We start from the raw sequence: 9,071 nt of genomic DNA, 5'->3' as shown, positions 1-9,071 counted from the left end.
ATACCTAATAGCGGTCATTTGCCAAAGGACAACAATAGAAATTCCAAAATAAAGAGATAAAGAGCATTTCCTTTTTAATACAAAATGTCAAAGAACACTTGATTCTTACTTTTTACACAACCTCCCGGGAGGAGGAGAATTGAGATAGTGCTGTTTATCATTTGCCTCATTACTAATCACTAATCACTAATCACTAATCACTTTTGTTCCTTTCTGCACAGATATGAATAGTAATTAGTGTGCGCTTGTCCTGAATACACGGTACTTGTCTTGTAATATAAAAATAATGTTCTTACCTTTGTCTGTTAATATTGGGGTTTTCAGGCAAATAATACTATGAAGGAACTACTATTACAAGCTACGCTTGATTCCGGTCATCCCGACGCTACGCCGTCCGATCTCTGCCGGTGGCTGGTATCCCTTACGGGGGAGCTTGCCACAGAAGCGGGGAGTCTTGCCCCGATGCTCTATCATACACCCTGTCCCGGAGTACTTGAAGTGTGGCTGAAAGATGCTCCGGAGCAAACGGAAAGAAACGTTTTCCGTTACAGGCGTCTCTCTTTCCGTCCGCTTCCCCCGGTATCCGCCTCTTCCCCTTCCGCCTCTGCCGACTGTAGGATTGCAGTGGAAGTGCTGCCTGCGAAACAACTATACATCGGTTTTCCTGTGTCTGAAATGGGACTTGTGGGTGCTTCGCCCGCTCTGGTAGCTACAGACGGATGGGTGGTACCTTATGAGGCGCTCAGTTCGGTGCAGATAGGCCATCTGGACACTGTTTATGCGGTGCTTACCCCTGCTTTGTCTGCCCGCCTGGATTGTTCCGGCGGTATGGAACAGCAAATGTCCGCCCTGTCCGGCCCTTATGAAGCTTTGTGGCAGGAGGTGGAAGGACTGTTGGCGCGTTGCTTCCCTTCGGGTGGGGCAGTCTCCGGCTGTCCCCTTCACTTGTCACTCCATCCGGCCGATGTGCCTGCCCACCGTTTGCGGTGTATCGGGGCGGAATATAGCCTGTTGCAGTTCGGTAAGTCGGCCGTAGAAACCGATCCCCGCACCGGCCTTTGCCGTTACGGTGCCTGTCTGCCCGGGCGGTGCCGTTCTCTTACCCTCACCATGCTCTATCCGAGGGGGCAACTGGATGCTGCCCGCCGCCTTTTCGGCCTTTTCTCCCCATTGGCTTCTCTTATAGCCGTGATGCCTGTGGGCAGCATGGACCAGTGGATAGCTTATGATGCGGATGAGCGTGCCGCAGACCAACTGACGCAGGCACTCTACACGCAGCCTGCCACGGATGTTCCTGCCGCTTTTAGGCTCTATTGCCTGATGGTCCCTTCGGGAGAGGCGGCTACTGCACTGACGGGGCGGCAACTATCGGTTCGCCTGCGCAGATTGGTGCTTTCCTTGGGGGCGCTCTATGTGGGAGCCATTCCGTTGCATGCCGTCAGTTCCGGGGGCTTCGGCAGATACCTGCCCTCTGTGGCCTCGCGCTTGCTGGTGCAGATGGGTGGTGTGCCGTGGATGCCCCGCCATTTTGCTTCGCAGGACACCGACCTCATTGCCGGATTCTCTTGCTCACGTCCCTTGCAATGTTTCGAGCCTTTCAGTGCGGTCACTTTCTACAACCATCCTGCCCGGGGCTGCTGCTTCGACCTCTGCAAGGCTGAAGAGAAGTTCTCGCTGTTCTTTTCTTCGCGCTTCAGGAGGGCTTACGAACAGTTCTTGACCGACCACCGTGATAGCCCTCCCCAGCGGTTGGTGGTTTATTGCCACCGGGAGCTTCCGACGGCTGCTCTGCTGTCTCTGGTGCGCTGGATGGTTCCGTATTCGGAAGCTGTGCCGGTGGTGCTGGCGCAAGTGCGGCGCACGTCGAGGGCTATGCTCCGTCACTATGCCCCCGATGCTCCCGGCTGTATGCCTCCTGCGGGAACCGTTCTGGGCTGCACTGATGACACTTTCCTTCTTTTCTGCCGCGATTTCAGACCGGCGTCCGATTCCTCTCGCGCTTCTTATCCTTATCCGTTGGAGGTCAGGCTCAACCGCCTTTGTGCCGATGGCAGCCTGCAACCGTTGCCATCTGCCGAGGCGGACGATGTGCTGGTGCAAGCCTTCCAGCTTGTCAAGGCCAATCCGGCGTGTGTGGACGGCAGTCCTTTGCCTCTCGTACTGTCGCACACCGACCGCTTGTTGCGCCATCGTTGTCAGGAGTGGCAGCTTGAAATGGCGGACCGCATTGCCATGGACTGAGTTCGTGGCAACGTGGCAACGTTGGCAATTTGGCAACCAACTGTGCAAAACGACGCAAAACGACGCAAGAATCACGCGCTTTTAAAATCACCTTTCTTTACCGCTTACCTTTGTTTCAGGCTGAACGACAAAAGCTCCTGCATCGCCGTGCTGCTGCAGAGGTATCGTGCCTGCTTGCTGCTGTCTGCCTTCTTCAGCCCTTGAGACTTGGTCGCATTGACCGGTCCTGATCCCTATAAAATATACGATAATGGGAGAAATTAAAAGAGGAATCCTCGGCGGATTCAGTGGAAAAGTGGGTACCGTAGTGGGTAGTACCTGGAAAGATGTGAGTTATATGCGTGCGCTGGCCATCAGTGTCAGTAACCCCCGCACTCCGAAACAACAGACGCAACGCGGCAAGTTTGCCATGAGCATGACCTTCCTGCGCGCTATCATTCCCTATGTTCGCGTAGGTTATCATACTTATGCCAAAGGGCGCACGGCTTTCAATGCGGCGATGTCCTACATCCTGCGCCATGCCATCACCGGTTCGGCACCCCAGCTTGCTGTAGATTATGAGCGTGTACTGGTGGCCCGTGGCACCCTGATGCCCGTCTTCAATGCTTCGGCTGCCTTGACCGATGGCAAGATGACCCTGACGTGGAAGGATAACAGTAAACTGGGCGACGCCCTCGCTACCGACCAGGCTATGCCGCTGGTGTACAACAAGGAACGCGGTGAGGCCTACTACGACCTGGAAGCTGCCACCCGTGCCGACGGCACTGTACAGTTGACGTTGCCCGATAACTGGGAAGACGAGGCGCTGGCCGTTTACCTTGCTTTTCGTAGCGAAGACGGCAGCCGTGTCACCAACAGCGTCTGCCTGAAAGATGATGCCTACGAGGGCAGCGGTTCGGGCGGCAATGCCGGAGGCGGCGACAAGCCGGGAGAAGGTGAAGGCGGTCTGGAGGAAGATCCGCTGGGATAGAATCTGAAGCCGGAGGCGTCAGAAATTTAAAAGTAAGAATTAGAAATTAAAGGCTGCGCAGCTACTTATCATTCATTATTTAATCAGCAATTTATTATGCGAAAGATAAACTATATCGTGGTGCATTGCAGCGCCACCCGTGAGGGCTTTCCTCTTACGGTAGAGGCTCTCCGTGCGGAGCATCTCCGTCGCGGTTTCCGGGATATCGGCTATCACTATTACGTCCGTCGTGACGGCACGGTAGCAAATACCCGCCCCATCGCCCTTGCAGGGGCGCATGTGAAGGGATACAATGCCCATTCCATCGGCATCTGCTATGAAGGCGGACTGGATGCGCAGGGCAATCCGAAGGATACCCGTACGCCGGAACAGCGAAGTGTGCTGCGTCTGCTGGTACATCAGTTACTGCGCCGCTTTCGGGGCGATGTGCGCGTCTGCGGTCATCGCGACCTCAGCCCGGACCTGAACGGGAACGGGATGGTGGAACCGGAAGAGTGGATAAAGGAATGTCCTTGCTTCGACGTGGCCCATGAACTCTAATTTTTCAATTCTCAATTTTCAATTTAATCGAGGGGAGGTGTGGAAGTATGGCAATCAAGAAATCCGTGTGGAGTATGATCTTGAAAGTAGCTGTTGCGGTGGTAACGGCGATAGCGGGTGTGCTGGGTGTGAATGCAATGACACCGTAAAATGCATTGCATAACTGGAGGCTCCTCTGTTCGCCGTTTTTTGACATTCCGGAGACAGGGCGGGCCTCTTTTTTTCTATAGGATATTCATTAAAACCAAGAAATGATGAAAAACAAATTGATATTTATTTTTATCGCTTTATTTATGATGTCTGCTGCTGCGGCATCACAAAATATAAATTATACGTATGATGATGCGGGCAATCGCGTATTCCGCATGCAAACAAAGAGTAGTTCGTTTACTCGCGCTCTGGACGCAGAACGCTCTGCTGTGAATTCCGGTAGTATCGGAAATCTGGTGTATGCCACTTCCGGTAATTATGCGCTTGATGAAAGTCGGCCGGTGGGAAACATACCTTATACTTTCAAGGTGAATTCTAACGGTTCTTCTGCTTTTACTATACCTCTGTCGTTGCCTCAAGGGCAGGCGGGGATGACGCCTGAACTGAATATCGTTTATAACAGTCTGGCGGGTGAGGATATTCTGGGGTATGGGATGAACTTGTCGTGTGTCTCTTCTATTACAAGGTACGGGAAACGAAACTTTTATGATGGTTCAAACAGTGGTGTATCTTTCGATGACGCCCTATTTGAACTGGATGGCCTGCGGTTGATAAAGAACGGTAGCACCAGTAATTATCTGAAAGAAGTAGATGACTTCTCACGTATCACTTTACATGGTGGTACGGCAGGGAATCCTCAGTATTTTGCAGTGCAGCAAAAGGATGGCACCAAGTTTTATTACGGTAATTATAATGCTACGAATGCTTTTCAGAAGTCTTCTGCTAATTCTTCCTATATAGCTTGGTATCTTGCTGCACAGGAAGATGTGCATGGAAATTACATCAGTTACCAATATGAACAAGATTTAGCTAACGGAGATGTTTGGCTGGCTTCCATCACTTATACGCTTCATACCCATCATAACTTTGTGCATGAAAACAAGGTGCTGTTCAGCTATCAGCGATATGTGGATGCCCAAGGCGGATACATTTGCGGTTGCCCGGTGAAGCGTGACAAAATTCTTAAAGAAATAACGGTGAAGACGGATGCAACTGTCATGCGCCGCTATACGTTCGATTATCTGAAGCCGACAGATGAATACAGCAATCAGTATCCACGGCTCTATACCATAACGGAATATGGCGAGGGAGGAACCACAGCGCTGAATCCTATGCGCATTGAGTGGGGAGATGTCGGCGAACGCCTGTTTAATGCTTCTTATACTTATTCGCAAAACTCTGAGTTTGTGCAGGGCGATTTTAATGGCGACGGTTGTACGGACTTGCTCACTATTTATGATCTTTCCACAGAGAATAAGTCAGCGGGGGCTCCCAGGGATTATCTGGCAGTCTATCGCTATGGCAATCCTAATGGGTTCTCCAATGAACTTACCATAGCTACTTTTGCCAACCAATACAAGCCGCTGAAAGCTGTTGCGGGTGACTTTAATGGCGATGGGCTTGACGATGTTTTTTTCGATACTTCGTCGGGATATGAATACTGGCAGGCTTCTTTGGACAATAATAATGTTCCCAAATTTACCAAACAGAGTTATAAGCCATCTGTCAGCACTGTCGGTACTGCCAATATTGTGGCTATGGCAGATATAAACGGTGATGGCAAAGATGAACTGGTGGTGGACAATGTCTACTTTAAACAGGGATATACCGGCGGGACGAGGTACACATTATCTCAATTCGATAGATTCTATACTTATATGATAGGTGATGTGGATGGCGACGGGTGTCAGGACATCATTGTCTGCAACGATGTGGGCGGGGTTAAGGTCAACAGTCCGGCAAAGGATGCCGTGATATTGGAACGCAGTTTTGCCCGAAACTATATGCTTGCGCCTCATTGCGTGCTGCTATGCGGCTATTTTAATGACGACCGCTATCTGGATTTCCTTATGTTGGAAGGATATAATGAAGTTGTACCTAACAATGAACAGGCGACTGTTTATTATAATACAGGTGATGGGACGAATTTTACATCAGAATTCTTATCCCATAGTTTTACTAACAACAGATATAATAGTTTCAGAACGGGGGATTTTAATGGTGACGGTCTGACGGATGTGGTATGCGTGGGAAGCAACAATATAGTGTCATGCATGGAAAGCCAGTCGGGGTATGTATCGGGAGGCGACTGGGTGTATATAAATTATGCCCCCGGTTTCAAGACACGGAGTACCAGTCTGGAATATGATCTTTATCTTTCACAAGAGACCGGCGGGACGCCCGGAAAGGAAGGAGTATATACCCGCGACGGAAAGTATTACATTTATCCGTCGTACTTTTATCCCATTGCCGCCGACTTCTCGGGTGATGGCAAGTGCGACCTGGTGAATGTTTGTGAGTTCCGCTCTCATCCCTTTGATTCCAGTCATCCTTCCTGGCTGACAGGATCTACTTCTCTGAAGTCGCTGTGTCTTAGCCATCAGGGCACTTCGGATGTAGTGACCGGGATAAAGAATGGGGATGGCACGAAGCGGGACATCAATTATCAGTTGGTGACCACTGCTGCACGAGACCCGAAATTCTATAATGGAAGCTATGCAAGCTGGAATAAGGATATTCCTACTTTTAATACAGTAAAGTCTGTTACGCTGGGCAATCTTTTCAATAATCAGTTGGCGGAAAACAAGAGTTATATGTATACATCTCCGATTTATGCATATAAGTCCGGTAGGGAATTTCAAGGGTTCCAGACCATTGTTTGCCAGGACGCCATTTCCGGAAATAAGATAACCGATGGATATAGTTTGATTTCTTATTCGGGGTATCCGTATTATTATCAGTCATCTGGTCAGCGCGAATCAGAGACTGTGTATTTAAGTCATGGCTATTGGCCGTCATTCAAAAACACATATGGGAAATACGGCTTTTTTTATATCACAGTTTGTAGTGTGACGGATAGATTGAAGGGGATAGATACGAATATAAGTTATGTTTATGACGCATCGGGCAACCTGACTAGTCGTTCTACCTCTTATCGTGGAGGAACGGAAGCTTCTCGCGATGTTTCCGAAACCATGAGCTATGTGTCGTGCGCCAATGTTTCTTCATTTCCTTGCCGCATGAGTGGTTACAAGAAAACCTTCAGTTGCTCCGGCGTCTCTATTGTGGGTGAAGAGAAAACCTTTGGCTACAGCAGTTATGGCGATTTGCTGACCGAAACCGAGCACGGTATGACGAAACGATATACCTATGATGCCACGCTGGGTATCCCGACTTCCGAAACCGTATCAGCCGACGGGAAAGCGCGTACCCATAACTATGAATATGATGATGCCCGCTATGTGAAAAAGGATACCGATCCCGCAGGACTGGTGACGCAGGTTGTGCAGGATTTCTATGGAAATCCGCTTTCGGAAACAACTCCCGACGGACGAACCACTACTTATCAGTACGACACGTTCGGCCGGCTGAAGAAATCCCTTTCCCACGAACAGGTGCCCACGGAATACCGGTATTCATGGACTAATCATTCCTTGACGGGAACAGCCGCCAGTTTATATCGGCAGCAAAAGCTCTATGACGGGGTACTGACTTCTGAAACTACGGCAGACTGTTACGGGCGTACATTGCTACAGAGCGAATTACAACCCGGAAGCAAGTGGCAGCATCTGCGCAGCAGCTACAACGCAATGGGGCTGCCGGTGAAAGAGGAAACACTGTGCGGCAACGGTACTTTGAGCCTTCTTGCCACCGTAGATTATACGTACGACGGCTACCAACGCCTGACGCAAGAAAATCATCATTCGGCAGACGGGACAGCTTTGAACAAACAGGTGTATTACACCTACAACAAGCAGACCGAGACCTGCCGGACTGTAACGGACAAGGAGAGCACGGAAACGTTTGTACACGATGCCCAATGGAATATTGTGTCGCAGAGCGACGCCACAGGCACCACAACTTATACTTATGATGCAGCCGGTCGTGTGGTAAAGGTAAGCTCGCCCGGTTATCCGATGACTTCCACCTACAATGCTTATGGCTTGTGCACCAGTGTCAGCAACGCTGCTTCGGGCACTACGACTTATACCTATAACGGCTTTGACGAACTGGCCACGAAGACGGATGCCAATCATAACGTTATCACCTATGCTTACGACTTGGCAGGACGCCTCACCAGCGTGGCGGATGGCGACCGCTCTTTGTCTTACACCTATAATAATAAGGGACAGTTGGCAAGTGACGGAGTTTCCGGTCATCAATCTGTTTATACGTATACAACTGCGGGGCTGTTGCAGAAGGAAGTGAAGACCATTAAGGATCAGACTCTCACTAAAAGCTATACCTATGATGGCAAAGGGCGTTTGCTCACCTATACCAGCCCGTCGGGTCTTGTGCAGAAGTCTGCTTACGATGCTTCCCACAACCTTGTCTCCATCACCGATAATGCTACTTCCGTGAAGTTGTGGGAGGCTAAAAGTTATAACGAACAGGGTTTGTTGAGCAGTGATGTGAATTGTGGAAGTAAGCAGACCACTTATACTTACGACCAGATGGGAAGGTATCAGGGGATCAGTAACTCTTTGGCAGCTTTCAGTTACCAATACAACCGGGGTGGTTTGCTGACGCAACGCATCGAAAAGTTCGGTGGTAGCGGGCTTACTGAAACTTTCGCTTACGATGCGGAAGGATGTCTGTTGAGTTCCACTCTTTCGGGAAAGACTCCGGTTACGGTATCTTATAATAGTGGACGTACCATCAAGGCAAAGTCGGATATTGGAAGTTATACGTACAATGCATCCGGTGCTCCTTTGTCGAAAATAGCTTCGGTGTCGGGATATTCTGTTGCCCTTCAGCAGTTGAATTACTATAAGAATAATCTTCCTTCTTCGATAGTGCATACCGATTGCACCCGCTACTATGAGTATGGTGCCGACAACTTGCGCGATTATAGTGCACTGACTGTTTCTTCTTCCACGCTTCCTTTTGCAGCGGGTAAGCGTTACTATTTTGATGATTTTGAGCGAAATATTAACACAGGAAATGGTGCAGTTACCGATTTAGATTATATCTTTGCCGATGGACGTTTGGTTGCTTTAGTCCGTACTTCCGGTGGTAGTAAAACCAGTTACGGAGTGCTGACCGATCGTCTGGGTTCTTTGATGTCGCTTTACAACAGTGGAGGTATCGTTCAGAAATTCTCTTATGA

The 9,071-nt window shown here is 49.6% G+C and carries 5 protein-coding genes; all 5 read left to right on the top strand.

Annotated features, from left to right (window positions below):
• Nucleotides 1-336 precede the first annotated feature (336 nt).
• Nucleotides 337-2,241, top strand: coding sequence for an argonaute/piwi family protein (locus HMPREF9447_RS06500; RefSeq protein WP_009128903.1), 1,905 nt, complete (start codon nt 337-339; stop codon nt 2,239-2,241).
• A gap of 250 nt (nt 2,242-2,491) precedes the next feature.
• Nucleotides 2,492-3,211, top strand: coding sequence for a DUF6266 family protein (locus tag HMPREF9447_RS06495; RefSeq protein WP_009128902.1), 720 nt, complete (start codon nt 2,492-2,494; stop codon nt 3,209-3,211).
• A gap of 96 nt (nt 3,212-3,307) precedes the next feature.
• Nucleotides 3,308-3,751, top strand: a complete 444-nt coding sequence (locus HMPREF9447_RS06490; RefSeq protein WP_009128901.1) for an N-acetylmuramoyl-L-alanine amidase — start codon at nt 3,308-3,310, stop codon at nt 3,749-3,751.
• Nucleotides 3,752-3,798: 47 nt separating this feature from the next.
• The gene (locus HMPREF9447_RS28400; protein WP_374937445.1) at nt 3,799-3,900 is read left to right on the top strand and encodes a smalltalk protein; all 102 of its coding nucleotides are present in this window, start codon (nt 3,799-3,801) and stop codon (nt 3,898-3,900) included.
• 102 nt (nt 3,901-4,002) lie between these two features.
• A partial coding sequence (locus HMPREF9447_RS06480) for an FG-GAP-like repeat-containing protein (protein WP_081589753.1) occupies nt 4,003-9,071 on the top strand: 5,069 nt, incomplete at its 3' end.

The sequence above is a fragment of the Bacteroides oleiciplenus YIT 12058 genome (assembly GCF_000315485.1).
In the GTDB taxonomy this organism is placed as follows: domain Bacteria; phylum Bacteroidota; class Bacteroidia; order Bacteroidales; family Bacteroidaceae; genus Bacteroides; species Bacteroides oleiciplenus.
The sequence above is the reverse complement of the archived record's forward strand: the minus strand, read 5'-3'. Positions and strand labels throughout refer to the sequence as shown.

Bases quoted from the DNA above. Each gene is read 5' to 3' on its own strand.
- HMPREF9447_RS06500 (WP_009128903.1), top strand. From the start codon at position 337: ATGAAGGAACTACTATTACAAGCTACGCTTGATTCCGGTCATCCCGAC.
- HMPREF9447_RS06495 (WP_009128902.1), top strand. From the start codon at position 2,492: ATGGGAGAAATTAAAAGAGGAATCCTCGGCGGATTCAGTGGAAAAGTG.
- HMPREF9447_RS06490 (WP_009128901.1), top strand. From the start codon at position 3,308: ATGCGAAAGATAAACTATATCGTGGTGCATTGCAGCGCCACCCGTGAG.
- HMPREF9447_RS28400 (WP_374937445.1), top strand. From the start codon at position 3,799: ATGGCAATCAAGAAATCCGTGTGGAGTATGATCTTGAAAGTAGCTGTT.